This window comes from Dechloromonas sp. CZR5, from assembly GCF_008711155.1.
Classification (GTDB): domain Bacteria; phylum Pseudomonadota; class Gammaproteobacteria; order Burkholderiales; family Rhodocyclaceae; genus Azonexus.
The window spans coordinates 918054-944164 of record NZ_VUYQ01000001.1 but is presented as its reverse complement, the minus strand read 5'-3'; the positions used below and the strand labels follow the sequence as shown (position 1 = coordinate 944164).

Here is a 26111-nt window from a genome sequence, read left to right as displayed (position 1 = left end):
TATGGCTTGGTTGTCGGGCTTGCCGCAGCGCTTCAGGAAAACCTCCTTTCGCAGCCAGCTGGCCATCCTGTTTTCGGTCGGCGTCGTCTGTGCTTCGCTGCTCGCTGCCCTGATCACATCCTGGCAAGGTAGCCGCCAGCTTCATGACGGCAAACTGGACGACGGCTTGCGCATCACCCGGAACCTTGCTTCGCAAAGCCGGCTGGCCTTGGCTTTCGGCTCGACGGAAAACGTTTCCGAAGCGCTGGCCGCTACGTCGGCTTTCCCAGATGTGACCCGGATAGAAATCCGCTACGCCGATGGCCGCATCCTGCTCGAAAAGGGAAATCCCAGCATCGATGCCAGCCAGCAAATCCCGCAGCCGGATGTACACGACCCTTACCTGGATGCTGAAAGCACCGCCGGCTGGCGCTTTGTGGGACCAGTCTGGTCGGTTTCCGGCCCCGACACCCAGTTCGAAGCGACCGAACGCAAGGACATGCTGCTCGGTTTCGTCATCATTGAACAGAGCAAGGCAACGCTGAAAACGCTGGTCCGGGAAGTTTTCATCATCAATTTCGCGGCGGGGATCGCCTTCGCCGCACTCTTCGTCCTCGCCCTCCGCCCGCTCGCCCGGCGCCTGACCCGGCCGCTGGCCAATCTGTCGGACACCATGGCACGTGCCGAGAAAGGCGAAATCGGGCTACGCGCCGACCTGTCCGGTCCGCAAGACGTCGCCGACATGGCCCATGCCTTCAACAGCATGCTGGAAGCCCTCGAACAACGCGAACAGGAGCTGCGCACCGCCCGCGACAGCGCACTCCGCTTTGCCAAGCTGAAGGCCGATTTCGCGGCGACGATCAGCCACGAAATCCGTACGCCGCTGAATGGCGTCATTGGCACCCTCGACATGCTGAAATTGAGCCGAATGAATCGCGAACAGCAGGAATTGCTGGGTCTGGCCTGGGATTCTTCGCAATACCTGCTCGAACTGATCAACAACATTCTCGATTTTTCGCGCCTGGAAGCCGGCCGGATGGAGGTCGATGCTTCCGATTTCCAGATACAGCCAATGCTCGATGGCGTGATGAATATGTTCCGCACGCAAGCCGTGCAGAAGAATATCGTCCTGACCGACAGCGTGGCGCCCGACGTTCCGCCGGTCCTGACCGGCGACCCCGACCGTATCCGCCAGGTATTGATCAATCTGTTGGGCAATGCGCTCAAATTCACCGAGCAGGGGTCGGTCACGGTGACCGTCGAGTGCATAGACGCAGACCGGCAGTTGCGCTTCAGCGTCCGCGATACCGGCATCGGCATCGCCAAGGAATTGCAGTCGGTCATTTTCGATTCCTTCACCCAGGCCGATACCTCGACCACCCGGCGCTACGGCGGCAGCGGCCTGGGACTCTCCATTTGCAAGCAGATCGCCCACCTGCTTGGCGGCGAAATCGGCGTCGAAGGCGCACCGGGCGAAGGCAGCAACTTCTGGTTCACCACGCCGTGTATCCGCAGCAACTCGGTACCGCTTCGGCAGCCGGACAACGACCGGCTGCCCAGCCGCAGCGGCCGCATCCTGATTGCCGAAGACAACGCCACCAACCAGTTGGTCGCCGCCGGCATGTTACGCATGCTCGGCTGCACCTGCGAGATTGCCAGGAATGGCATCGAAGCCGTGGCAGCCTGGCGGAAAGGCGAGTGGGATCTGATCCTGATGGATTGCTCGATGCCGGAAATGGATGGTTTCCAGGCCACCGCAGCGATTCGCAGCCAGGAATCGGGCAGCCCCCGCCGCATACCGATCATCGCCATGACCGCCAACACCCTGCCGGACGACATCGAGTGCTGCAAGATGGCCGGCATGGACGACCACCTGCCCAAACCGCTGACCCTGGATACCCTCGCTTCCCGCCTGGGGCAATGGCTCAACTGGCATGCCGACCATTTGCCGCTGGCCAATGCAGCGCAAGACTCGGCCGACGGCAATTCGCCGCTCGACACCATGGTGCTCAAACGCCTGAGAGAGATACTTGGCACCTCGGTCAGCGAGGCCATCCGTCCTTTCCTCGAAGACGTCCCGAACTATCTGATCGAGTTGGAAAACGGTATTGCGCAGGGCGATGCAACAACGCTGCGCAACATCTCCCACATCATCAAGGGCGCCGCGAGCAACCTGGGAGCGACGGCCATGGCCGGCGTTGCCCGTGAGATGGAGTTGCAGGCCGAAGCCGGCACGCTGAGCGAGGCAAGCGAACTGCTGCTGCGCCTGCGCACCGAATTCGCCGTCATCGAACCGGCCCTGATGGCCGAACTGGATGAACCGACGGCGACCTTGCCACCGGTACGCGACGATGCGCCGCTCGTCCTCGTCGTCGACGACGACCGCAGCACCCGGTCGGCCCTGCGCCACGCCTTGTACCGGAGCGGCTTCCGGGTGGCGGAAGCGGGCGACGGCAGCGAAGTCATCGACTGGCTGGAGTACAACACCGCCGACGCCATCCTGATGGACGCGCTGATGCCGGTGATGGACGGTTTTGCCGCCTGCACGGCGCTCAAGCGCCACCCGCGCTGGAAGGACATTCCCATCCTGATGATCACCGCGCTCGAAGACCGGCAGTCGATCGAACGTGCCTTCGAAGCCGGGGCCAGTGATTTCATCCCCAAGCCCATTCATCTCTCGGTGGTCAATCAGCGGGTTCGCCGCATCATCGATGCCACCCGGGCCGAGCGCCATGTTCGCCATCTCGCCTACAACGACACGCTGACCGGCCTGCCCAACCGCCTGCTGTTCATGGATTTCCTGACCCGGGCCATCGAGCATGCGGAAGGCAATGCCAGCATGCTCGGCATACTGTTCCTGGATCTCGACCGCTTCAAGTTCATCAACGACACCCTCGGCCACGAAGTGGGCGACAAACTGCTGGCCACCATGGCCCAGCGCCTCAAGGGATGCGTGCGTTCCGACGACTGCGTGGCCCGCCTGGGTGGCGACGAATTCACCGTACTGCTCGACGACCTGCCCAATGCGGCCGTCGCAGCCAGCGTCGCCCAGAACATCTGCCGCACCGTCTCGGCACCCTTGATCATCGACGGCCAGGAAATCGTCGTCACCGCCAGCGTCGGCATCGCGCTCTACCCGCAGGATGGACCGGACATCAACCGCCTGCTGCGCCATGCCGATACCGCAATGTATCGCGCCAAGAGCAGCGGCAGCGGTTTCTGCTACTACGAAGCAGCGATGGAATCCGCCATGTCCGGCCGTCTGAAAATGGAGGCCGACCTGCGGCGGGCGCTCGAACGCGACGAAATCACGGTCTTCTACCAGCCGGTTGTCGAAACGGTCGGCGGCAGAATTACCGGGGTAGAGGCACTGGTCCGCTGGCTGCATCCCGAGCGGGGTGTCGTCTCGCCCGCCGAGTTCATTCCGATCGCCGAAGAAACCGGCCTCATCCTGCCGCTTGGCGAACGCGTCCTGCGCAATGCCTGCCAGCAGGCCAAGGCCTGGCTGGACAACGGCATCGCCGACCTGTACGTGGCGATCAACCTGTCATCGAAGCAACTGGAGCAGCCCGACCTGCGCAATATCATTCTCAGTGCGCTGAACGAGAGTGAGTTGCCCGCTTCTTCTCTGGTCCTGGAAATCACCGAAAGCGTCATGATGGCGCGAGCTGCCGAAAGCATCGATCTGTTGCGTGAATTGCGCAGCCTGGGCATCCACATCTCGATCGACGATTTTGGTACCGGCTATTCCTCGCTGTCCTACCTGAAGCACCTGCCGGCCAATATCCTGAAAATCGACCGCTCGTTCACCCAGGACATTCCGCAGGACGACGATGCCGTGGCCATCGTCAAGGGAATCATGGCACTGGCGCACAGCTTGCGCATGAAGGTCGTCGCCGAGGGAGTGGAAACCGCCGCCCAGCAGGAAACGCTGGCACAACTGGGTTGCAACTTCCTTCAGGGTTATCTGTTCTCCAAGCCGCTGCCGGCCGAACTCATCGAAACCCAGTTGCATGCCGCCCGACGTAAAAAGCGGCAGGCCAGGAAGCAGAACTGAACGCTGCCTGTTTTTTAGGCAAGCCCGGATTTTCTTTCCAGTTCAGCGACTTGGCTCTTCTTTCCCGAGCTTATCCACAGACTTACCCGACCGAAACGGGGATAAAGAACATTTATTCACCACCACCCCGGACTGCCCAAAAATGAGGCAGCACAAGCAAATCCAATTCAGATCAACAAGTTAGAAAAACACCTCAGTGTTTATCCACAGGCTTACCCAGAGCAAACGGGGATAAACCGCGTCATCCCCGCTGCCGCCAGCGATTACAAGGCCTGAGCCATCAGCGAAGCGTTGCCCCCCGCAGCGGTGGTATTAACCGTCTGAACGTGCTCGCACAGCAGGCGGAACAAGGGGTAGCGCCCCTGCTCCAGCGGCATGACCACGGACACCAGCGGGCCGTCGCTGGCTGCCAGCCGTTGCTGCAGGCTGCGCCTGACCTTGGCATCGCCCTCGTGCAGCACGCCGCCGGCCAGGCTGGCCTCGGCAAACACCGCACTGCGCCATCCCGCTGTCAAAGTCTCCGGCAGGCGGCTCAGCACGGCCTTGGCAACCGCATCGTAACGATACAGGCCGGGCGTGGTGTCGGCGGGACTCAGCAGCACCGGGGCATTACCCGTTGCCAGGACGGCCGCGATCTGGCGCAACAGGCCGGCCTCGCTGTCGGCCAGGCAAAACACCTCGCCGCGCGGCGAGAAATCGAGCCGGTTGCTTTCACCGGTCGGCCCGGGCAGATCGGCCTCGCACCCCCACGGCGTCAGTAGCGCATATTCGCGGCACAGCGCCTGCAGATCGATCTCTCCGGCATCGCATGCCCAGGCGGCAAAGCCCTCCAGAGCAGGCAGCCCCTTGCCGGTCGCCGGACGATGAAGCCCGAGAACGGCCGGGTCCGGATTACGTGCCGCCAGGAGACGCGGCAGATAGAGCGGTCCACCGGCCTTGGGCCCGGTACCCGACATGCCCTCGCCGCCAAACGGTTGCACACCGACGACTGCACCGACCATGTTGCGATTGACGTAGCGATTGCCGGCGCGCACGCGGCCGGTCACCGCCTCGATGCTCTCGTCGATCCGGCTGTGCATGCCGAAGGTCAGGCCGTAGCCGGTGGCATTGATGGCGTCGACCACGGCCAGCATGTCACGGGCGGCAAAGCGCAGGATATGGACAACCGGCCCGAACACTTCGCGCTCCAGTTGATCGAGGCGATCGATTTCGATCAGGGTCGGCGGCACGAAGCAGCCCCGGGCGCAGCCCAACGGCAGGGAAATCTGGTGAACGCGATGTCCGACCTGACGCATGGCGGCAATATGCCCTTCCAGAACGCCGCGCGCCGCTTCGTCGATGACCGGGCCGACGTCCGTCGCCAGATCGGCCGGATTGCCCATGCGCAACTCGCCCATGGCGGCACGCAGCATGTCGATCAGACAGTCGGCGATTTCCTCCTGCACGCAGAGTACGCGCAAGGCCGAGCAGCGTTGTCCGGCGCTGTCGAAACCCGAGGCGATCACATCCTGCACCACCTGCTCGGGCTGTGCCGACGAATCGACGATCATCGCATTCTGGCCGCCGGTTTCGGCGATCAGGAAGGCTTCCGGCGCATCGGCCGGGCGTTGGGCCAGGCTGCGGTTGATGATCTGCGCCACCTCGGTCGATCCCGTGAAAATGACACCCCGCACGCGCACATCGCCGGTCAGCCGGGCGCCGACCGTCTCGCCGCGCCCCGGCAGCAACTGCAGGGCGGCCGTCGGGATTCCCGCTTCATGCATCAGGCGTACGGCAAGAGCGGCGATCAGCGGAGTCTGTTCGGCCGGCTTGGCGATTACCGGCGAACCGGCCGCCAGGGCAGCGATGACTTCGCCGGTAAAGATGGCGAGCGGGAAGTTCCACGGGCTGATGCAAACGACAACGCCGGGGGCCTCGACCGGGGAGTCCAGCTTCTCTATCTGGGCGGCGTAATAGCGGCAGAAATCGACGGCTTCGCGAATTTCGGCCACGGCATTGCCCCAACTCTTGCCGGCCTCGCGAACGCACAGGCTGATCAGCTCGTCCCGGGCACCTTCCAGCTTGTCGGCACAGGCGCGCAGCAATCGGGCGCGTTCGCCGACCGGGACGTCGGCCCAGTGAGCGACAAAGGCACTGGCCGAGGCAAGCGCCATGTCTACCTCGGCTTCGCTGGCCTCATAGATGCGGCCAACCACGTCGCCACGGTCCGCCGGGTTGAACACCGCCTCACCCAGCCCTCCCTCGCCGGCGCCGTGCGCCAGCAGGGGCCTGGCCTCCCAACTGCACTCGCGCAAAGCGGCGAGTTCGGCGCCAAGACGGGCGATTTCCGGATCGTCGGCCAGATCGAGCCCGGACGAATTGCGCCGTGCCGCGCCATACAGATCGGCCGGCAACGGGATCGCCGGGTGCGGCTGGCCCTGCCAGCGATCGACCACATCCAGCGGCGAAGCGACCAGTTCGTCGATACTGACCTTCTCGTCGACGATGCGATTGACGAAGGAGCTGTTGGCGCCGTTCTCCAACAGGCGGCGGACGAGGTAGGGCAGCAGCGTCTCGTGACGCCCGACCGGCGCGTAGATGCGGCAGCGCAAGCCGTCGTCGCCGTGGCCGACAACGTTGCCGTAAAGCGCTTCGCCCATGCCGTGCAGGCACTGGAATTCGTAATCATTCACGCCGCGGTCGGCGGCCATGCGCTCGACGCAGGCCAGCGTATGGGCGTTGTGGGTGGCGAACTGCGGGTAGATCACATCGGCGACATCGAGCAGGCGCCCGGCACACACCAGATAGGACAGGTCGGTATGCGCCTTGCGCGTAAATACCGGATAGCCGGATTGGCCGTCGACCTGGGCGCGTTTGACCTCGCTGTCCCAATAGGCGCCCTTGACCAGACGAACCATCATGCGCCGGCCCGCCTGGCGGGCGATGTCGGCCAGATGCGCGATGACCAGCGGTGCCCGCTTCTGGTAGGCCTGGACCACCACGCCCAGCCCTTCCCAGCCCTGTAGTTGCGGCTCGAAGGCCAGGCGCTCGACCAGCTCGAGCGAGATCGACAGGCGGTCGGCCTCCTCGGCATCGATGTTGAAGCCGATTTCATAGTCGCGAGCCAGTGCCGCCAGCGCGAACAGGCGCGGATACAGTTCGTCCATCACCCGCTGATGCTGGGCGCGGACATAGCGCGGATGCAGCGCCGACAACTTGACCGAAATGCCGTCGCCGCCGACCACGCCCTGGCCGTTCGCTTTGCCGATGGCGTGGATGGCCGCCTCGTAGGCCGCGCCATAGCGCTCGGCGTCGGTGGCCGTCAGCGCCGCTTCGCCGAGCATGTCGAAGGAATGGGTAAAACCGCGCTCGAGGTTGCCGCGGCTGCGTTCCAGCGCGTTCTCGATGCTTTCCCCCATGACGAACTGCTGGCCGAGCAAGGTCATCGCGAATTCGACGCCGCGCCGGATCAGCGGCTCGCCACCGCGACCGATGAGGCGTGACAGGGCATTGCCCAGCGTCGCCTCGCGGTGCGTCGCCACCAGGTTGCCGGTGATCATCAGGCCCCAGGTGGCGGCATTGACGAACAGCGAGCCGCTCTGCCCGAGGTGGGCACGCCAGTCGCCCTTGCTGATCTTGTCGCGGATCAGCAGGTTCATCGTCTCGGCATCGGGAATGCGCAGCAGCGCCTCGGCCAGGCACATCAGGGCGATGCCCTCCTGGCTGGACAGGGAAAACTCGTGCATCAGGTGGTCGACCCCGCTCGCCGTCTTGCGCTGCGCCCGCACGGCCGCAACCAGTTCGCCGGCCCGCCGGGCGATGGCCGCTTCGTCGAGCGGCCGGGCGCGGTATTCGGCAGTCAGCGCGGCAACACAGCTTGACTCATCGGTGCGGCAATGGGCCGCCATCTCGGCGCGGCGCTCGGCAAAACGAAGATGCGGTTGATTCGGGGCATTCATGGTGGGCACTTTCGCAACAGGGAGCAGAGGGACTTGCGCCAGGTGCCGGCGCACCGCCCCGGAAGGTCAGGATTGATAAAGGCGCAGCAGCGTGCTCTTGCCGAACAGGCTTTCGACCAGGTCGACCGCCAGTTCGGCCGTCATGTTCCGATGGTCGAGCGCCGGATTGAGTTCGACGATATCGAGCGAACCGAGGCGGCCGGTGTCGGCAATCATTTCCATGCACAGCTGGGCTTCGCGATAGGTCGGGCCGCCGCGTACCGTGGTGCCGACGCCGGGCGCGATCTCCGGGTCGAGGAAATCGACATCGAAGCTGACATGCAGGTGCGTGTTGTCGTCGAGGCCAGCCAGTGCCAGCTCCAGCGTGTGACGCATGCCGACCTCATCGATGTAGCGCATGTCGAAAACTTCGACGCCCTGCTCGCGCAGGAAGCGCTTCTCGCCCTCGTCCACGCTGCGGATGCCGATCTGGCGGATGTCGGCCGGGCTGATTGCCGGTACGTGGCCGCCAATTCCGGTCAGTTCCGCCGGCCCGTGGCCGCACAGGCAGGCGACCGGCATGCCGTGGATGTTGCCGCTCGGCGTGATGGCCGAGGTGTTGAAGTCGGCGTGCGCATCGAGCCACAGGATACGCAGCTTTTCGCCGCGCTCGCGGCAATGCCGGGCAACCGCGCTGATCGAACCGACGGCCAGACAATGATCGCCGCCAATGACCAGCGGCAGGCGCTCGGCGCTGAGTTCGCGATACACCGCATCGTGCAGTTTCCGGTTCCATTCGGCCACTTCGGGCAGATGACGAAAGCCGTCCACCGGCCCCTGCTGCGGGTTGAGCGGCCCGGACACGTCGCCGCAATCGCTCACCTGACAGCCGTAGCGGGCCACTGCATCGACGATGCCCGCGACGCGCAGGGCCTCCGGGCCCATGCGAGCGCCAATGACGCTGGCGCCGATATCCGTCGGGGCGCCAATGATGCTGACCGGTCGCATGCTCATTCTTCTCTCCAAGGCAAATCAGGCTGCACGGGAAAGAACGCGGACATCGTCCGCCGCCGGGATGAAGCCGAACAGGTTCTTCGGATCCGGCAAAGCGGGAATCAGCGAAATCTCGTCCTCCACACCCAACTCAATAGCCAAATCGCGCATGAAACGCAATGCGGAATAATCCTCCAGTGCGAAGCCGACCGAGTCAAATACCGTCACATCGCTCTCGGCAAGGCGCCCTGCAGACTGTCCGGCCAGCACCTTCCACAGTTCGACCACGGCGAACTCGGCGGGCATCTGCTGGATATCGCCTTCGATGCGGGTCTGCGGCTCGTACTCGACGAACACCTTGGCCGTCTCGAGTACGCCGCGATGCAACTCGGTCTTGCCCGGGCAATCGCCGCCCACGCCGTTGATGTGCATGCCGGGCTCGATCATGTCCGGCGTCAGGATGGTGGCGTTGGTCTTGTCGGCAGTGACCGTGGTCACGATATCGCAACCGCGCACGGCTTCGCGGGCGCTGTCGAAACGCCAGGCATGCAGGCCGAGGGCGGCCAGATTGGCGAGCAGCTTGTCGGTCGCGGCCGGATCGGTATCGTAAAGATGGAATTCCTCGATGCCGAGCAGGCGGTGGAAAGCCAGGGCCTGGAACTCGCTCTGCGCGCCGTTGCCGATCAGCGCCATGCGACGGCTGTCCGGACGGGCCAGCGCCCGGGCGGCGACGGCCGACATGGCGGCCGTGCGCAGGGCGGTGGTCAGCGTCAGTTCGCTGACCAGCGTCGGCGCGCCGGTGGCGACGTCGGCGAGCACGCCAAAGGCCATCACGGTCGACATGCCGAAGCGGAAATTCTTCGGGTGTCCGTTCACATATTTGAAGGAATACAGGCTATGGTCGGAAATCGGCATCAGCTCGATGACGCCGTCGTGCGAATGATTGGCGACGCGCGGCGTCTTCTCGAAATCCTGCCAGCGCAGGAAATCATCGACAATGTAGGCCGACATGCCTTCCAGGCAGACAGCGAGACCCTTGCGCTGGATCATGCGGGCGGCGCGCTCGGCGCTCAAGAAACGGGTCTGGATACGATGGTTGGCAGACATGGTGTGGCTCCTCGGTCTTTGTTATATCTCGATGGAAACATCATCCCCGAAAAGCAAGCCAACCAAAATAGCAACTATTGCACTATTTCGACAATTAGTTGAACATAACGACACCTATTATTGGCAAATAGACAAAATGGACAATCTGGACCAACAATTGATCGCCTTGTTGCGCAACAACGCCCGCACCAGCGTAGCCACCCTGGCCCACAAGCTCAAGGTATCGCGCGGCACCGTCACCAACCGGATCGCCCGGCTCGAAAACGAGGGCGTCATCGTCGGCTACACCGTGCAGTTGCGTCCCGACTCCCAACCCAACGAAATCCGCGCCTGGATGAGCATCGTGGTCGCCGGCAACGAGACCCGCTCGGTGATCGCCAGCCTGCTCGGCGAACCGGGTGTCGCATCGCTGCACGATACCAACGGCCGTTGGGACCTGCTGGCCGAACTGCGCGCCGAAAACCTGACCGAGCTTTCCGACGTGCTGGAGCGCATTCGCCTGATCCGCAGCATCCAGGCGACGGAAACCAGTATCCATCTGGCCACCTATCGCAGCGGCAGCGGCGCCTAGCTGCACAAAACAACAAGTATCGCCGACCCGCAGTGGCGGGTATGCGCGCTCGCGGCCAAGACGTAAGCTTGCCAGGCAGCGATATGCCGAAAGTAATTTCATCGAGCCAATCCGCCAAACCCTGGTCCCCTGGATGAAGAGGCTTGATCGGTTCTTCGTCCTGAGCATGACAGGCTACAATCTGACGCGCATATGCACACTGGGAGCAATCACTCCCTGGAGTGCGGCGCGATGAGACAAAGCCTGAACCCCGTCCACGAATCCCTGCGAAGTGCCCAAGGCGTCCTTCGCATCCCGAGAAACAAGCCGTTTGAGTTCTGCCTGCCGCACTGGCAGGGCAGTGTTTCAGATGCCTGCTAGCGAATTGGATGAAAAATGAATGCATGCAAAGCCAAATCAAGCCTCTCCGGTGTCAAGAATTCCAATGTCCTCTGCATGACGGGTCATGGTTACCGGCGGCCTCGCTGTTTGACCACGCTGTTCTCGCCAATGACGAAATCCATCGCCTCCTTCACGCTTGCCACGGTGTTGATCGGCCTGACGCTGGCGCCCTGGCCCGCCGCATACGCCCAACAATCCGAGGGAAAAATCATTACGCGCAGCCAGCTCGGCGCCTGGGCCTTGCGCTATGACGAATCCACGCCCGGTTTGAATTGCGCCATCCGCTTCATTCCGGGCAAACGCAATGCGGACAGCCTGGCGATATTCGGCCCCACCGCCAAAGCGGCTTACTCGGCGCTCTTGTTCTCCGGTCGGAATATTCCACCGACGCGATCGCCCAAGGAAATTCAGCTGGGCTTGCATTTGATGGGATTGCCGGAGTCGACCCTCAAAGGCGTGATCATGCCGAAACAAGCCGACACGAAGACCTATAACCTGATGATCGCCACCAGCGACATCCGCAAGTTATTGCAATCGATGCGAGATAGCGAAGAAAAACTCCAGCTGACGATACAACGCGAAGTCATTCCCGAGACGATCGTCGATATTGACTACGACGGGCTGGATAAGGCGCGTGTGGCGATGCTCGATTGCATAGCCGGACGTAAACCGGGTGGTCAGGATATGGACTCGGCGCTTGCCGAAATCCGCCCCCTCGGGAAATCCACCATCCGCGGCAGCGCTTATTACAAAGGTGGATTTCTGGCAAGCAAACAATATCCGCCAAAGGGAAGTGAAGCGGTCGCCCTGATCTGGATGAGCAAGGAATTCAAAGCGTGGTACGAAGAAGTCAAGGCAACCAAAAAAGCCCCGGAATATATTCCGGAGAACATTGCCAAGCACATCATGAGTACGAAGATTCTCGACGACGAAGGTGGATTTTCCTTCAGTCGCCTGCCTGCCGGTGAATATATGTTGATCGCGAGTTTCACCTACAACGAAACGATCAGCGTTCCAGAGGTAGTCGGCCAAACGCATGTGTTTGCCGGAAACAGGCATATCGGCACACAGGATCACGTGGTCAACTGGTCTTATCTCATCAAGGAACCGACGACGTTCCAGAAGCAGGTAACCATCCAAAGCGATGGAGAAGTCCTGGACGTTGCGCTCGACAAGTCGCAAATCCTTTGTTTCTTTGTCTGCTTTTAATGGCAGATTGAAGTAAATCCGTCGCCCCGTGCCGGCGACGGATTTATTGAGGCAAGGGCCGCCGTCGGTATGCCGGGAATGACGCTAGCGCATGGCCCGCAGACGGGCAACGCGCTCGCCGGTGTCGGGATGCGATGAGAGAACATCCCAGCGGGATGTCTTCCTGCCCTTTTCCTGATGGGCCTTTTCCATGTGTTCCAGCATCGTGGCCAGCGGCTCGGTACCCAGGCCCGCGCCCTTTAGGCTCCGGGCGGCGTAGGCATCGGCTTCCAGTTCGAACTCGCGCGAGTAGCGCGATTCGAGGGCCAGGGCGCCGAAACTGGCGGCCATCGACGACACATCGCCGAAATAGATGCCCACCACGAAGGAAACCACCGAGGACTGGATCAACTGCCGCAGCCCGTGCCGATAGGCGACGTGCCCCAATTCGTGGGCGATGACGCCGGTCACTTCGTCGTCGTTGCCGGCCAGTTCGACCAGTTGATCCAGAACCACAATATCGCCGCTCGGCAGAGCAAAGGCATTGGGCCCCAGCGTCGAGGAACGGAAATGCAGACGATGGGGCGGCAGGTCGCGCCCCTGTCGCAAGACCCGGTCGGCGTATTCGGTCAGTTCCGCCCGTCGCGCCTCGCTCAGGCGCGATGGCGTCAATAATTTGCTGTCGAGAAAGCTCAAGGTCTGCTGTGACAGCGCCTGGAGAACGGGCTCGGGAATCTTCGGCGCCATCAGCTTGCCGAAGGCCGGCAGCCCCCAGACATAGATTGCCGCGATCAACGATATTGCCCCCAGCAACGAACCGAGTGCCCACGACCAGCGCCTTTGCAGGTTCACCACCGTCGAGTCCCTGAAGCCAGCCGCCGTGAGCCAGAGATTGAAGGCGTCGTGGTCGGCCACCTCGAAGTGGCCGCCATCGTCGAAGCGAACGACCCGCGGCGAGCGGCCCAAGGGTTCGGAAATATCGACGGCGCCGCGCCGGGCGCGCCGCTCGCCAAAAGCACCGCGACCGACGATTTCATCGCCGATGACGAACAGTTCGGCCGGCTGCCGGACTGGCGTCCGTCCATCGTAGTAGAAGGCGGCAATACCTTTCAAAGGCCGATATCCAGATCGAACATTTCGGCGGCTTCGTCGCCGAGTGCCGTCACGGCCCCGGCTTCGCCGGCGACAAAATCGTCGAGGCTGCCATCGACCGCCAGGGTGAGATGCTCAGCACGGTAGCGAGCCACCCTGACCCTCGCCCAGGGAATGAACAGACCCAGGGTACACAGGATGCCGAGCCAGTTCACCACGGTCAGGCCGATGAACCCGCCGACCGGCAGGCGGCTGGCAAAGCGGTGAGGCCCAAGGGCGGTGGCGCTCCAGACCGCGTTATTGCTGCGGGCCGCCACATAGGGAACCAGCACCACCTGCGGCAGGACCAGCAACAGGGGAATGAGCAGAATCATGAAGCCGGCGGCGGCCAGCCCCGCCCCACCCCCGCCTGCACCCATGGCGGTGACCAGGACGATGGCTGCGAACAGCGCCAGGATGACGAAGCCGGGGAACAGGAAAATCCGGTAGATGGCCCCGGTCGTCACCGAGCAATCGAACGCCGTGGTGCCGAAACAGGTGTTGTCGAGAATGAACTTTCGCAACTGCCGATAAAAAACCGGGAAAGCCAGCCACAGGGTCACCATGGCCAGCAGGCCGTAGCCGACGAACACTTTGAAGGCCTGGCCGTAGGTACCGTGAAAACTGAAGTGCAGCCCCCGGTAGCTGGTGTTGTAGGCCCGGAAACGGAAAGCCTTGACGGCCAGCCACGGAACCAGCGGCACCAGGCAAAGAAAAGCGATACCGTAAGCCAGCGGGCTGAGATGCTGCGCTGCCGAAAGGCCGCCAACCAGCAACAGAGCGACGAGTCGCCCCTTGAGGATGGCCATGGGCTTGCCGTGGTAGTCGAAACCCGAGCCGTCGAGCATCAGGTTACGATGGAAATACTGTTCCCGGCGCACCTTGGCCCAGGCCGAATAGATGCCGAGGGTCACGATGGTCAGGAAAATGTTGACGATCCAGATGCGGAAATACTCGCCACCCTCGCCAACAAACTCGAACCGCTCCTCGCGTCCTTCGGCAGCGTGCTGTGCCGCCACGGCGGGCTCGGCGGGTGCGATCGAGAGCGGCGGAGCGGCATCGAGCCCGGCATCGTAGGCTCCCCGTGCCTGCGGGTCGCTCAGAGTCTTGAAGGCCTCCCGCAATGCATCCAGGGATTCCGCCGGTGGCGGTTCGCGCCGGGCCAGCATGTCGCGAAACTCTGCAAGCTGCCTGGCGTAGGCTGCCTTGACTTCGTCCAGTGTCGCCGTCTGCCCGATACCGAGCAGTTCGTAGTAATTTGCCGCGAGCGCCTGCATGCTTCCCCCTGTCATGATGATCAGTCGTGCTTTTCGCGACATTCTATACATTTGCCACGACAATTGATGACAAATGATTCGTCGCCAACCGATCAATCACCGCACAGGTGAAGGCTTTCGGTCAGTGCGCCGACAATCGGGGGGTCAAGCCGGCTTGGCCACCTTGCGAAGAAGGATCGGGGCCACCTGAACACCCAGGATGCAGACGAAAATGATGCCGCCGCCGGCAAGCTGCAGCGGGGTAAGGCGTTCGCCCAGATAAAGGGCTCCCGCCAGGGCAGCGAACAGGATTTCCGAACTGAGCAGAATGGCCGCATCCGTCGCCGGTGTATGGCGCTGTGCGATCACCTGCACCGTGAAGGCAACACCGACCGACAGCAGCCCGCCGTAGAGTATGGCCGGCGTGGCCTCGACCAGACCGGCCAGTTCGATGTCTTCGATGGCCAGCGCAACCAGCATCGACAGCACGCCGCTGACCACGAACTGTGTCACGGCCACCATGATCGGCGCCCCACGGTGCGCGGCAACCCGACCGACCCAGAAAACGTGGGCGGCCCAGAACAGCGTGCTGGCGATGACCCAGTAATCGCCGACGGTCAGGGCGTCAAACCGCCCGCCCGACAGCATGAAGGTCCCGATGAAGCTGCCGATGGTCGCCGGCCAGACGGCGGGATGCGGGGCATGACGATCGATCAGCCAGGCGAGAATGGGCACCATGGGAACGTAGAGCGCAGTCAGGAAACCGGCGTTGGAAACCGTGGTCCCCATGATCCCGATCTGCTGGAAAACCGCTCCCAGGAACAGCAGTACGCCCAGGCCGCACCAGGCGAACCAGTCGGCACGCTCGAGCCGGACGCCGCGCGCCTGCAGGCGGCCATACTCGCGCACGGCCAGGGGGAGCACGAACAAGGCGCCGAGCAGGAAGCGCACGCCGGTATAGGTCAAGGGGCCGACGTGCGCCATCCCCAATTGCTGGGCGACAAAGGTGGTCCCCCAGATCAGGGCGACAAGGAGCATCAGGGCATTGGCGACGGAACGGCTCATGTGTTTCAGGGAATCATCGGTTGAGGCGGCAGGGAGAAAGCGACCCGGACGCCGGAAATCAGCATTTGGACTGCAATCGTGGTCAGGATCAGGCCCATCAGGCGCTCCATGGCGGCCAGGCCCGCTTTGCCGAAAAGCCGGGCAAGGCGCCCGGCCGACAGCAGGATCAGGGTGTTGATGATAACAGCGATGACAATCGCCAGGACCAGCGACGTCGGATGATCGGTCTGGCGCGCGTTGAGCAGCACGGTCGCCAGCGCCGACGGGCCGGCGATCATGGGAATGGCGAGCGGCACGATCAGCGGGTCGCCATCCATGTCTGCCGCCTCGTCGCTGGAACCGACGGGAAAGACCATGCGCAAGGCGATCATGAACAGGATCAGGCCGCCGGAAATTTCCAGCGCCTGCTCGGAGAGGCGCATGGCGGCGAGCAGCCAGTCGCCGACGAAGACGAAAATCAGGAGTACGCCACCGGCAATCGCCGACTCGCGCAGCACGATGCGCTGCCGGTCCGATGGCGAAAAACCGCGCAGCAGCGAAAGCAGCAGGGGGATGTTGCCGAGCGGATCGAGCAACAGCAGCAGCAGGAAAACGGTCGACAGCAGTTCTTGCATGAGTAGCGTTCAGGCCCTCGACCGGGTCGATGCGGCGTCGCGCAAGCGCGCGACGCCGTTTCGGTCAGGCCGCCTTAGTTGAAGTTGTAGCGCGTCAGGAAGTTGATGCGGGACATGTTGCCATGCTCGCCAGCCAGGGTTTCACGACGGCCGTAGATGTACTCGATACCGATATCCATGACCTTGACCGGGTTCCAGATACCGCCGATATGGAACTGGCTGACGTTGCGGTTGATGCCGTAGCGGCCGGAATCCACACCATTGGCCTTCGCCCAGTCGGTATAGGAGTTCTCGAAGTGACGCTGATGACCGAACACGAAGTTCATGCGGAAGCTATCGCTGAACTTGCGCTGGTAACCCAGAACCACGCCCATCGCCTTTTCCATTTCGATGCTGCGGCTGGCCACGTTGTAGCCGGCACCCTCGATATAGTTGAAGTAACGGCCGATACCCTCGCCGCCCGTCACGATCCAGCTGATGAAATCATCGCCCCAGGTCTTGATCTGACCGCTGGCGGCCAGGCCGTAACCACGGCGGGACGTATTGACCGACATCGTGTTGCACGAACTGCCGTTAAACGTACCGTCACAGACATCCCCGTTCAAGCGATGCTCATGCGATACGCCGCGCAGACTGAGGGAGCCCCAGGTAAACGGCTTATCCCAACGCACGACGACATCTGGCGACTTGGAGAAACCGGCGGGTGTGGCAGCGAGAGACGGACCGTCAGAGGAGGTCTTGGCATCCATCACATAGCTCACCGAGTTTTCCAACGCGACGGCGAAATTGCCGTACTGCGGCGTCACGTAGGTGTAGCGGATCTGCGGCTGACGAATGAAGGTCGAGCCGATGGGGCCGTTGAAGTCGATGGTTTCCGGGGTGTTGTCGATGTCCATGAAGGTCGACCAGGTCTGGCCGAACAACCAGTTCGGGGTCTGCACATAGGCATGGCGGAGACGAAAGCCGTAGCTGTTGGTCGCCTGCTGGGTGTAGATATTGTTCGTCGAACCGTAGACCGCCGAGTTGCCGGTGCGCGGGTCGTTGTTGAAGTCGCCTTCCACCTTGGCCATGATCATGCCGAAGGGGCTGGGGGTTGCGCCTTCGATACCGATACGCGAGGTACGGGCGTGCAGGTAGGTCTGGCCGTTGCGTTCGGATGCACGGGAGCCGTTGAGCGGCATGTAGGGCATGAAGGTCGAGTAGTCGTTGTTGCTGTTGTCGCCCTTGGTCTCGTGGACCATGTTCAGCTCGGCCACGCCGTAGAGACGGACCGACACGTCGGACCCCGGAACCCGGAAGGAGTTCGGGATGTCGCCGACGACGACGTTCTCCTTGGTCTGGGCGCTCATCTGGTCGCGCAATTCGGAAACTTCGCTGGCCGAAACCGAATTCTTCTTCATTTCGTCCAGCTGGGCCTGCATCAGCTTGAGCTGCTTTTCAAGCTGGGCGATGCGGTCGGCGTCCGCCGCGTGGACCAACGGTGCGCCTGCGCCGATTCCGGCAGCGAGCAGCGCGACAACAATTTTCTTTACTTTCATAACTCCTCCTTGGTTTGAACAGTGCGTCCAGCCCCCCGGGGCCGACCTGACTTGGTTCGGATGGTGCCTAGAAACCGTGCCTGACCTGGGTCAGGAAGGCTTTTGCCCGGTCATGCTTGGGATTGCTGAAGAACTCGCCGGGCGAAGAGTCTTCGAGGATGGTGCCGTGATCGAAGAAGATCAGGCGGTCGGCCACTTCGCGGGCAAAGCCCATTTCGTGGGTGACGACCAGCATGGTGATGCCGGTGTGCGCCAGCTCGCGCATGACGGCGAGCACTTCGTTGACCATTTCCGGGTCGAGTGCCGAGGTCGGCTCGTCGAACAGCAAGACCTTGGGGTCCATGGCCAGCGCCCGGGCGATGGCGACGCGTTGCTGCTGGCCGCCGGATAGCTGCACCGGATACTTTTCGGCCTGGTTCTTCAGCCCGACCCGCTCCAGCAGCGCCAGTGCCTTGGCCTCGGCGGCCTCCTTGCTCATCTTGCGGACCCGCATCGGGGCCAGCGCAACGTTACGCAGGATGCTGAGGTGCGAGAAGAGATTGAAGCTCTGGAAAACCATGCCCACCTCGCGGCGGATGGCATCCAGGTTCTTCAGGTCGTCGTTGAGTTCGATGCCGTCGACCTTGATCGAGCCGGTATCGTGCGTTTCTAGCCGGTTGAGGGTGCGCAGGAAGGTCGACTTGCCCGAGCCGGACGGCCCGATGATGGCCGTGACCTGGCCTTCGTAAAACGTCGCATTGACCTTCTTCAGCGCATGGAATGCGCCGAAGTGCTTGTCGACGTCGCGTGCCTCGATGATCGGCTTCAGTGAAGATGATGTGCTGGTCATCGTAGGCTCCTAGCGCTTGCGGCCGACATCGAGCTGGGATTCCAGCGCGGCCGTGAGCGAGGTGAAGGCGGTGGTCAATATCAGGTAGATCACGGCGATGGTGACGAATACCGGGATCGGCTGATAGCTCTCGGCCTGCACCCGGTAACCGACCATGGTCAGTTCAACCACGCTGATCGCGTAGGCCAGGGAGGAATCCTTGACCAGCGACGCCAGGTTGTTGGCCAGTGCCGGCAAGGCCACCCGCATGCTCTGCGGCAAGGTGATATCGACGAAGGTCTGAAACGGCGAGAGCCCCAGCGCCCGTGCGGCCTCGACCTGGCCGTGCGGAACGGCAAGGATGCCGGCGCGGACGCATTCGGCGTTGTAGGCGCCGATGTTCAGCGCCAGTGCAATGGCGGCGCAGGCGAAGTCCGATATCTGCATCGAATCGGGCAACAGCGTAGGCACCGCCAGCCAGACGAAGAGAATCTGCAGCAGCAGGGGCGTACCGCGGATCAGCCAGACGTAGAATTCGCTGATCCAGCGCAAGGGCGGCACCGACGACAGCTTGCCGAGGCCTGCGAGAACGCCGAGGACGACACCGGCAGTCCCCGAGATCAGGGTCAGCAGGACGGTCATTCGCGTGCCTTCGGCGAACTGCTGCGCCGCCTGGCCGATGGGGTCCGGTGCCCACGACAGCGGCACCGCCATCCCCCACAGGAACAGCAGGAGACCGATCATCGCCGCGAACATCGCCAGTCCGGGATGTTGCTTGGTCCAATTCATGTTGATTCGGACCTATCAGGAGCGGCAGGAAATGTCGGTCTTGAAGTACTTCTGCGACAGGTTCTGATAGGTGCCGCTCTTGACGACCTCTTCCAGCGCCTTGTTCAACTGCTCCTTCAGTTCCTTGTTGTTCTTGCGCAGGATCATCGACACGCGCTCGACGAAAACCTGTTCACCGACGACGATGCCCGAGTCGGCATTCTTTTCCAGCGTGGACTTGATCAGCCACTTGTCGGAAATCCAGGCGTCGACCTTTTTCGACTTCAGCGCCGAGAAGGCTTCCGGGTCGGCCTTGTAGGTCTTGACCTCCTGAACGCCGGGAATCTTCTTGGCGTTGTCGAAGTAGCTGGTTGCCAGCTGAACGCCGACCGTCTTGCCGTTCAGGGCGGCAACGGTGAGCGGACCGTTCGGGTGGGCGGCGATCTGGCCGCCGGTACAGTAGTGCGGATTGGCGAAATCGACCGCCTTGCCGCGCTCCTCGGTGAAGCCGTGCGAGGCGATGGCGAAATCGAAGCGATCCTGGCGAATGGAGGCCAGCTGCGCGTCGAAGGAGACCACACGCCACTCGATCTTCATGCCCATCTGCTTGACCACGGCCTCAGCCAGTTCGACCTCGAAGCCTGTCAGTTTCGACCCTTCGAAATAATTGAACGGAAAAAAAGCGCCTTCCGTGGCGGCAATCACCGTTCCGGAATCCTTGATCGTCCCCCAGTCGCGCGCCTCCGCTGCACCCGCTGCCAGCAGCGCAACGGCGGAAACGGCCGCCACCCATCGATTAATGAATTTCATAACTCCTCCTGTGAATTTGAAACTGAAAAACCCCCTATTTTTTATCAAGACGCCTTCTCTTCCAGCTGGTCGAATCGGGGATTACCGCGTTGCGACTCTATGGTTTAAGGGGTTGCCGACCTAGTAGGGTATACCCCCACTTTACTACCAAAAAAGATAACATTTTGTCATTACGACACAAACACTGAACGTTTTGTAAGTTTATGACAGTTTATTGTTGATTTTTTACATACAAAAATGTCGTTTTGATCTATCTAAATATACAGTTAGTAAATCAATTAAACCAAACCGAGCATTTTTCGCGCTTCCAAGGGGCTTGCCAGGGGTCTGCCCAGGGTGCGCGCCAGTCCGGCGACACGTTCGACCAGCTGCGCATTGCTGTGGGCGAGTACCCCCTTGCTGAAATAGATGTTGTCCTCGAAGCCGACCCGGACATGACCGCCGAGCATGATGCCCAGCGTTCCCATGGTGAGTTGGGCAGCGCCCAGCCCGGCCACTGTCCACGTCGCTCCGGCCGGCAACTGCGACTTCAGGTAGAGCAAGGCCTCAGGCGTGGCCGGCATGCCGCCCGGCACGCCCAACACGAAATCGAAATGCGGATTGGCCGGCAGCTTGCCCTTCTGCAGCCAGCGATTGGCCGTCGCCAGCATGCCGGCGTCGAAAATCTCCAGCTCCGGACGGATACCCCGTTCGCGCATGGCGACAGCGAAGGTTTCGATATCGGCCGGCTGGTTAAGAAACACCTCGTCGCCGAAATTGACCGAACCCATCGATAGTGTCGCCATCTCCGGGTTGAGCGCCAGCGGGGCCATACGCTCCTCGGCGCTCATGCCGACGGCACCGCCGGTCGAGACCTGGATGATGGCGTCGCAACGCGACCGCACGGCGGCAATGATCTCGCGATAAACGCCGGCATCCTGCGTCGGTCGGCCGTCCGGCCAGCGGGCATGCAGATGCACAATGGCTGCGCCGGCAGCGACACACTCCGCCGCCGCCTCGCCGATCTCGTCCGGCGTGATCGGCAGGGCCGGTTGCTGCTCCTTGCCGACCTCGGCGCCGGTCAGCGCGGCCGTGATGATCAGCGGATTCATCGACGACCGCCGCGCTGGCACTCGACCGGCACCACGCAGGTGCCGCTGGCCCGGCAGACAACCACCGGCGTTTCCAGCACATCGGCTGCCGAGGGCTGGCCCGGCACATCGGCCGCGGCGATGACCTTGCGCGCCTCGAAGCGCATCTTGCGCGAGGTCTTGCCCAGCGAGACGATTTCACCGAAAGCCTCGATGTAATCCCCGGCCCTCACCGGCGCCAGGAACTCGACGCTGTCGTAGGCGACGAACAGTCCTTCGTCGCCGTCGCTGCGGATCAGCAGTTCGGTTGCCACATCGCCAAACAGGTTGAGCATCTTGGCACCGTCGACCAGGTTGCCGGCGTAATGCACATCGTGAGCGCCGATGCGCAGGCGGATCAGGCTGGTGATCGGGGTTTGCGGGCTTTCCATATCAGGCGGCCTTTCTCTTGATCCATTCGTTGATGGCAAACGAGGCGACGTCCTCGGCATAGCTCTTCGGCCCGAAGCCGGCGTCGTAGCCCAGCTCCTTGGCCAGTTCATGGCTGATGCGCGGCCCGCCGACGACGAGGATGATCCTTTCGCGCATCCCCTCGGCCTCCAGAATGTCGGACAGCCGCGTCAGGTTGTCGAGGTGGATGTTCTTCTGCGTCACCACCTGCGACACCAGAATCACGTCGGCCCGCTCCTCGATGGCCCGCGCCACCAGTTCCTCGGAATCGACCTGCGCCCCCATGTTGATGGCGCGCACCTCGTGGTAGCTCTCCAGCCCCTTGTGGCCGTTGTAGCCCTTCATGTTCATAATGGCGTCGATCCCCACGGTATGCGCGTCGGTCTCGATACAGGCGCCGACAACGACCATCTTGCGCCCCATTTTTTCGGCGATCAATGCATTGACGCCCTCCTTGTCGAGCACCTCGAATTCCGGCTTGGCGACCTGGATGGTGGACAGGTCGATACGGTGCTTGCTCTGCCCGTAGAGGACGTAGAACGAGAAGCCCTGCCCCATGTCCTCGGCGTGGACCACGGCTGGCTCATCAAGGCCCATGGCCAGCGCCAACCGGCGGGCTCCCTCCTTCGACACCTCGTCGAGCGGCACCGGCAGCGTGAAGGAAAGTTGGACCCGGCCGTCATCCTGCGTGTCGCCATAGGGTTTGATCCATTGTTCAGCCATGGCGTGGGCCTCCTTGCAGCATGCGTTTCGGGAAGGGGTTGTAATAGCCGGGCGCCTTGGCAATCACGCCGTCGAGGCCCTTGCCGCCGGTCGCCGTGCGTTTGATCTCGGCGAACATGCCCTGGGCGATGGCCGACGGCAGGCCGATGCGTTCGATCTCGGCAAGCATGGACTCGGTTTCGGCCAAGACGGCCTGCGCCCGCTGCTCAATCAGGCCGCCGGACTTGAATTCGATTTCCGAATGCAGGTCGCGCATGGTGCCGAAGACGTAGCGGGCATTCTGGATGGCGAGGAAGCGGTCCTGGATGAAAGGCGTATGGATCGCCTCGGTCATCATGCCGAGCAGGTGGATGTTCTGCTGCGTCACCGTGCTGACCATATTAAATAGCGCATCCTGAACATGGCCTTTGAAGATGTTGCCGGTCATGTGCTTGGTCGGCGGCATGTATTTCAGCGACGCATCGGGGAAGACCTGACGCACCAGTTGAGCGTGGGCCAGTTCCCACAAAAAGCCGTTCTCCAGTTCGGGGTTGATCTCGAAGGCATGGCCGAGGCCCATCTGTTCAGGTGCCAGGCCGGACAGGTAGGCGAACTGCTCGTTGATCATCTGCGAGGCGAGCACGGTATGCGCCGCTTCGACGGCATCAGCCGTGGTCAGGTAGTTGTCCTCGCCGGTGTTGATGATGATCCCGGCGTAGCCGTTGATCATGCGCGAGAAGAACTGGTCGATGAAGGTCCGCTGCATGTTGATGTCGCGGAAGATGATGCCGTACATCGAATCGTTGAGCATCATGTCGAGGCGCTCGATGGCGCCCATCGCGGCGATCTCGGGCATGCACAGGCCGGAACAGTAGTTGGTCAGGCGGATGTAGCGGCCGACCTTGGCGCCTACCTCGTCGAGCGCGGCGCGCATCAGGCGGAAGTTCTCCTGCGTGGCGTAGGTGCCGCCAAAGCCCTCGGTCGTCGCGCCGTAAGGCACGTAGTCGAGCAGGCTCTGGCCGGTCGAACGGATCACCGCGACGATATCGGCGCCCTGCTCGGCCGCCGCCCGCGCCTGCTTGATGTCCTCGTAGATGTTGCCGGTGGCGACGATCAGGTACAGCCAGGGTTGCGCCACCTCCCCATTCTCGCCGCTGTTGCCGATCAGCGCGGCGCGCTGCGCCCGCTGGGCGGCGATGTGCTCGCAACTTTGAGCGGCCAGTGCATCGGCCGTGTTGCGCGCCGCCGTGTCATCGCCGCCGCCATCGAGTACCAGACGCCCGGCAGCGACGGCTTCGGCCACCTGCTGCGCGGTCCAGCCCTGCTCGTTCATCGCCGCTGCGACGGCCAGCGCCGCGCCACGGTTCAGCAAACCCTGTTCCTGCAAGTGGTCGACCACGCGGTTAGGCAGCGGCACCTGGTTTTCATCGACGCCGTCGATGCCCATCAGGCGCAGGGTCGCCCGCTCCACGGTGGTCGTCGTCGAACGATCCATGTCATCGAATACCCGGCCGGCGATGCGCCGCGCCGAATTCCGGGCGCGGTCGATCCGCGCCTGGTCAAGCTGCAAATGAGCCATCCGGTTGCTCCTCTTGTTGGTTTTGTTCCAGCAGGACGTCGGTGACGTGCAGCCCGTCGAAGGCTGCCCTGCTGGCTTCGAGAAATTCACGGGCGGCGAAATGGCCGCCCAGCGGCGAAAAAGGATTGAGCGTCAGGCCGGCCATGCGGATACGACGCATCGCCACCAGTTGCCCGCCCAGCGCCCTGAAAGCAGCGAGGTCGGCGGCATCGACGAAGAGCCGCGTGCCGTCGGCGATCACCACCCACAGCCCCTTGTGACGGCGGGCCAGCGTCTCCAGCGCCAGCCACAACTGGCGCCCCACCGCCCCGCTGACCGCCACGCCAGCCAGCGATGCCTGGTCATTGGCGAGCAGCACGCTACCGGCATTGAGGCTGGGAATGGCGGCCCGGAAAAGCACCTTGCCATCGGCATCCCACATCCCGACGCCGCCCTCGGCGAAGACCGGCGTGCAACGCGCCACGGTGAGGGCATCGGCTTCGGCGATGCCGAGAATGGCCAGCCGGTCGCGCGTTTTGCGAATCACATCCTGGATGCCGCCACCGACTGCCGCGCCGGTCGCCAGCACCACGCCATCGGCGATGGCCGGCGAGGCATGCTGACTGCGCCCAAGAGCACCGTCGAGAAACACCTGGCTGGCACCGCACTGGCGCAGCCGGGCAATGATGTTCAGCTGGTCGTGGCCGCGCGAGGCACCAGCGATTTCCATTTCGCCGCCGTCGAGCACCTTGACGACCACGATCTCGCCCATCGGGCTGTCGATGCCGCTGCCGTCGACCAGCTTGCAGCGCGCCTTGGCCCGTTGCAGGGTCTCGCGCGCCGTCGCCACCAACATCCCGGGCCACACGACCACCGGCGGCTTGGGGATGGAAAACACCTGATCGAGCGCCTCGCCATCGCGCCCAATGGATGTCACGCCCACCGCCACGTCGTCGGCGGCGGCAGAGGCCAGCAGGCGATTGAGCGCCACCGTCTTGCCGGTGTTCTTGCTCATTCCCATGACCGCCAGGGTCGTCATGCCGCCCTCGCGGATGCCCCTCCACAGCCGACAACGGGATTGAAGGACACGCATCGCCATGCCCTCAGACGTAGCGCTGTTCGAACAGCCGGCGCAGCGTCTCGCTCTCGCGCAGCAGGTTCAGCGCCAGCTCGGCGTGCCCTCGGGCGTAGCCGTTGCCGACGATCATCTCGACATCCTTGCCGACGCCTTCGGCGCCGAGCGCGGCGGCCGTGAAGCTGGTCGCCATCGAGAAGAAGTAGATGCGGCCGCCGTCGCGGGTAGCGAGAATGCTGCCCATCTCGGTGCCAGGAATATTGACGCAGTTGATCGTCACGTCGGCCATCCGGCCATCGGTGACGGCCGACACCGCCTCCATCATCGCCACCGCGTTGCCGGCATCGACCTGCAGCGCATGGTCGACCCAGCCGAGTTCGCGCATGCGCACACAATCGCTGGCGAAGGGCGAAACACCGATGACACGACCGGACGGCCCGGCCTGCTTCCTGGCCTCGTAGACGCACAGGGTGCCAGATTTGCCGCCGCCGCCGATGACGACGACCGTGTTGCCGCTCTTGACAAGGCGGGCGGTCTGCGCCGGTGCGCCAGCCACGTCGAGGATAGCCAGGGCCATCTTTTCCGGAATGTCGTCCGGCAGCACGGCATACAGTCCGGTCTCGAACAGGATGGCCTGGCCGTCGATCTCGATCTGGTCGCGGTCAAGGTGAATGGCGCGAATGGCGTCGATGCGCAGCGGCGTCAGCGACAGCGACACCAGCGTCGCGATCCGGTCGCCCGGTTTGAGGTCGCTCTTGCCGGCCAGCGCCTGGCCGATCTCGCGCACCCGGCCGATCAGCATGCCGCCCGACCCGGTGACCGGGTTGTGCAGCTTGCCGCGCCGGGCCACGATGTCGGTGACGATCTCACCGACCCGGCCGGCATCGCCGCCAGCCTCGCCCTTGATCTGCGTGAAGCTGGCGGCATCGACATTGAGCGCCACCACGTCGATCAGGATCTCGCGTTCGCCGACCGCCATGCTGTTGTCGATCTTCCACGCCCCTTGCGGTAATACGCCGGGTGGCTCGATCACGCGGTGGGTGCCGTAGGCGGATTGCATTGCACTGCTCATG

20 protein-coding genes are annotated in these 26111 nt (G+C 62.9%); 3 read left to right on the top strand and 17 right to left on the bottom strand.

The window, feature by feature from the left end:
- Nucleotide 1: 1 nt before the first annotated feature.
- Complete coding sequence (locus tag F1002_RS04535) at nucleotides 2-4036, top strand: EAL domain-containing protein (RefSeq protein ID WP_150427814.1); 4035 nt, start codon at nucleotides 2-4, stop codon at nucleotides 4034-4036.
- A 263-nt stretch (nucleotides 4037-4299) separates the two neighbouring features.
- Here F1002_RS04535 and putA read toward each other — a convergent pair whose 3' ends face one another.
- The 3 genes from putA to F1002_RS04520 all read right to left on the bottom strand — a co-directional run bounded on the left by putA (nucleotide 4300) and on the right by F1002_RS04520 (nucleotide 10053).
- Nucleotides 4300-7974, bottom strand: a complete 3675-nt coding sequence (putA, locus tag F1002_RS04530; RefSeq protein ID WP_150427813.1) for a bifunctional proline dehydrogenase/L-glutamate gamma-semialdehyde dehydrogenase PutA — start codon at nucleotides 7972-7974, stop codon at nucleotides 4300-4302.
- A gap of 66 nt (nucleotides 7975-8040) precedes the next feature.
- On the bottom strand, nucleotides 8041-8967 hold the full coding sequence (rocF, locus tag F1002_RS04525; protein ID WP_150427812.1) for an arginase: 927 nt from the start codon (nucleotides 8965-8967) through the stop codon (nucleotides 8041-8043).
- A gap of 18 nt (nucleotides 8968-8985) precedes the next feature.
- Entirely contained in the window at nucleotides 8986-10053 is a 1068-nt protein-coding gene (locus tag F1002_RS04520; RefSeq protein WP_150427811.1) for an ornithine cyclodeaminase, read from the bottom strand.
- Between the two features lie 136 nt (nucleotides 10054-10189).
- On the opposite strand from F1002_RS04520, the gene F1002_RS04515 reads away from it, so the two are divergent.
- Both F1002_RS04515 and F1002_RS04510 read left to right on the top strand, forming a co-directional pair.
- The gene (locus F1002_RS04515; protein ID WP_150427810.1) at nucleotides 10190-10624 is read left to right on the top strand and encodes an Lrp/AsnC family transcriptional regulator; all 435 of its coding nucleotides are present in this window, start codon (nucleotides 10190-10192) and stop codon (nucleotides 10622-10624) included.
- 468 nt (nucleotides 10625-11092) lie between these two features.
- The gene (locus tag F1002_RS04510) at nucleotides 11093-12214 is read left to right on the top strand and encodes a hypothetical protein (RefSeq protein WP_223879456.1); all 1122 of its coding nucleotides are present in this window, start codon (nucleotides 11093-11095) and stop codon (nucleotides 12212-12214) included.
- Between the two features lie 84 nt (nucleotides 12215-12298).
- Here F1002_RS04510 and F1002_RS04505 read toward each other — a convergent pair whose 3' ends face one another.
- From F1002_RS04505 to F1002_RS04440, 14 genes are all read right to left on the bottom strand, one after another.
- Complete coding sequence (locus tag F1002_RS04505; RefSeq protein WP_150427809.1) at nucleotides 12299-13306, bottom strand: M48 family metallopeptidase; 1008 nt, start codon at nucleotides 13304-13306, stop codon at nucleotides 12299-12301.
- The gene (locus F1002_RS04500; protein WP_191090301.1) at nucleotides 13303-14643 is read right to left on the bottom strand and encodes a DUF898 family protein; all 1341 of its coding nucleotides are present in this window, start codon (nucleotides 14641-14643) and stop codon (nucleotides 13303-13305) included. Before F1002_RS04500 ends, F1002_RS04505 begins: the two co-directional genes overlap by 4 nt.
- Nucleotides 14644-14745: 102 nt before the next feature.
- Nucleotides 14746-15645: a DMT family transporter gene (locus F1002_RS04495; RefSeq protein ID WP_150427807.1), complete on the bottom strand. Its 900-nt coding sequence runs from the start codon at nucleotides 15643-15645 to the stop codon at nucleotides 14746-14748.
- Nucleotides 15646-15650: 5 nt separating this feature from the next.
- Nucleotides 15651-16259 (bottom strand): MarC family protein, encoded by a 609-nt coding sequence (locus tag F1002_RS04490; RefSeq protein ID WP_150427806.1) that lies wholly within the window; start codon nucleotides 16257-16259, stop codon nucleotides 15651-15653.
- A gap of 74 nt (nucleotides 16260-16333) precedes the next feature.
- A complete protein-coding gene (locus F1002_RS04485; RefSeq protein ID WP_150427805.1) occupies nucleotides 16334-17797 on the bottom strand; it encodes a DcaP family trimeric outer membrane transporter in 1464 nt (487 codons plus the stop codon).
- 67 nt (nucleotides 17798-17864) lie between these two features.
- The gene (locus F1002_RS04480; protein WP_255584453.1) at nucleotides 17865-18596 is read right to left on the bottom strand and encodes an amino acid ABC transporter ATP-binding protein; all 732 of its coding nucleotides are present in this window, start codon (nucleotides 18594-18596) and stop codon (nucleotides 17865-17867) included.
- A gap of 39 nt (nucleotides 18597-18635) precedes the next feature.
- A complete protein-coding gene (locus F1002_RS04475; protein WP_150427803.1) occupies nucleotides 18636-19394 on the bottom strand; it encodes an amino acid ABC transporter permease in 759 nt (252 codons plus the stop codon).
- Between the two features lie 15 nt (nucleotides 19395-19409).
- Nucleotides 19410-20183 (bottom strand): ABC transporter substrate-binding protein, encoded by a 774-nt coding sequence (locus F1002_RS04470; RefSeq protein ID WP_150427802.1) that lies wholly within the window; start codon nucleotides 20181-20183, stop codon nucleotides 19410-19412.
- A gap of 278 nt (nucleotides 20184-20461) precedes the next feature.
- Nucleotides 20462-21274, bottom strand: coding sequence for a 3-keto-5-aminohexanoate cleavage protein (locus F1002_RS04465; RefSeq protein ID WP_150427801.1), 813 nt, complete (start codon nucleotides 21272-21274; stop codon nucleotides 20462-20464).
- The gene (locus F1002_RS04460; protein WP_150427800.1) at nucleotides 21271-21684 is read right to left on the bottom strand and encodes a hotdog domain-containing protein; all 414 of its coding nucleotides are present in this window, start codon (nucleotides 21682-21684) and stop codon (nucleotides 21271-21273) included. The genes F1002_RS04465 and F1002_RS04460 overlap by 4 nt, the downstream gene beginning before the upstream one ends.
- Nucleotide 21685: 1 nt before the next feature.
- Nucleotides 21686-22426 carry an OAM dimerization domain-containing protein gene (locus F1002_RS04455; RefSeq protein ID WP_150427799.1) on the bottom strand — a complete coding sequence of 247 codons (741 nt, stop codon included), beginning with the start codon at nucleotides 22424-22426 and terminating at the stop codon, nucleotides 21686-21688.
- Complete coding sequence (locus tag F1002_RS04450) at nucleotides 22419-23984, bottom strand: lysine 5,6-aminomutase subunit alpha (RefSeq protein WP_150427798.1); 1566 nt, start codon at nucleotides 23982-23984, stop codon at nucleotides 22419-22421. Before F1002_RS04450 ends, F1002_RS04455 begins: the two co-directional genes overlap by 8 nt.
- Nucleotides 23965-25002 (bottom strand): hypothetical protein, encoded by a 1038-nt coding sequence (locus F1002_RS04445; protein WP_223879455.1) that lies wholly within the window; start codon nucleotides 25000-25002, stop codon nucleotides 23965-23967. Before F1002_RS04445 ends, F1002_RS04450 begins: the two co-directional genes overlap by 20 nt.
- Before the next feature lie 64 nt (nucleotides 25003-25066).
- Entirely contained in the window at nucleotides 25067-26110 is a 1044-nt protein-coding gene (locus F1002_RS04440; protein ID WP_223879454.1) for an L-erythro-3,5-diaminohexanoate dehydrogenase, read from the bottom strand.
- Nucleotide 26111 lies beyond the last annotated feature (1 nt).

Coding starts and splice junctions, on each gene's coding strand:
- rocF (WP_150427812.1), bottom strand. CDS start 8,967: ATGAGCATGCGACCGGTCAGCATCATTGGCGCCCCGACGGATATCGGC.
- putA (WP_150427813.1), bottom strand. CDS start 7,974: ATGAATGCCCCGAATCAACCGCATCTTCGTTTTGCCGAGCGCCGCGCC.
- F1002_RS04500 (WP_191090301.1), bottom strand. CDS start 14,643: ATGTCGCGAAAAGCACGACTGATCATCATGACAGGGGGAAGCATGCAG.
- F1002_RS04535 (WP_150427814.1), top strand. CDS start 2: ATGGCTTGGTTGTCGGGCTTGCCGCAGCGCTTCAGGAAAACCTCCTTT.
- F1002_RS04445 (WP_223879455.1), bottom strand. CDS start 25,002: ATGACGACCCTGGCGGTCATGGGAATGAGCAAGAACACCGGCAAGACG.
- F1002_RS04465 (WP_150427801.1), bottom strand. CDS start 21,274: ATGAATCCGCTGATCATCACGGCCGCGCTGACCGGCGCCGAGGTCGGC.
- F1002_RS04485 (WP_150427805.1), bottom strand. CDS start 17,797: ATGAAAGTAAAGAAAATTGTTGTCGCGCTGCTCGCTGCCGGAATCGGC.
- F1002_RS04450 (WP_150427798.1), bottom strand. CDS start 23,984: ATGGCTCATTTGCAGCTTGACCAGGCGCGGATCGACCGCGCCCGGAAT.
- F1002_RS04440 (WP_223879454.1), bottom strand. CDS start 26,110: ATGAGCAGTGCAATGCAATCCGCCTACGGCACCCACCGCGTGATCGAG.
- F1002_RS04470 (WP_150427802.1), bottom strand. CDS start 20,183: ATGAAATTCATTAATCGATGGGTGGCGGCCGTTTCCGCCGTTGCGCTG.
- F1002_RS04490 (WP_150427806.1), bottom strand. CDS start 16,259: ATGCAAGAACTGCTGTCGACCGTTTTCCTGCTGCTGCTGTTGCTCGAT.
- F1002_RS04475 (WP_150427803.1), bottom strand. CDS start 19,394: ATGAATTGGACCAAGCAACATCCCGGACTGGCGATGTTCGCGGCGATG.
- F1002_RS04455 (WP_150427799.1), bottom strand. CDS start 22,426: ATGGCTGAACAATGGATCAAACCCTATGGCGACACGCAGGATGACGGC.
- F1002_RS04520 (WP_150427811.1), bottom strand. CDS start 10,053: ATGTCTGCCAACCATCGTATCCAGACCCGTTTCTTGAGCGCCGAGCGC.
- F1002_RS04515 (WP_150427810.1), top strand. CDS start 10,190: ATGGACAATCTGGACCAACAATTGATCGCCTTGTTGCGCAACAACGCC.
- F1002_RS04495 (WP_150427807.1), bottom strand. CDS start 15,645: ATGAGCCGTTCCGTCGCCAATGCCCTGATGCTCCTTGTCGCCCTGATC.
- F1002_RS04460 (WP_150427800.1), bottom strand. CDS start 21,684: ATGGAAAGCCCGCAAACCCCGATCACCAGCCTGATCCGCCTGCGCATC.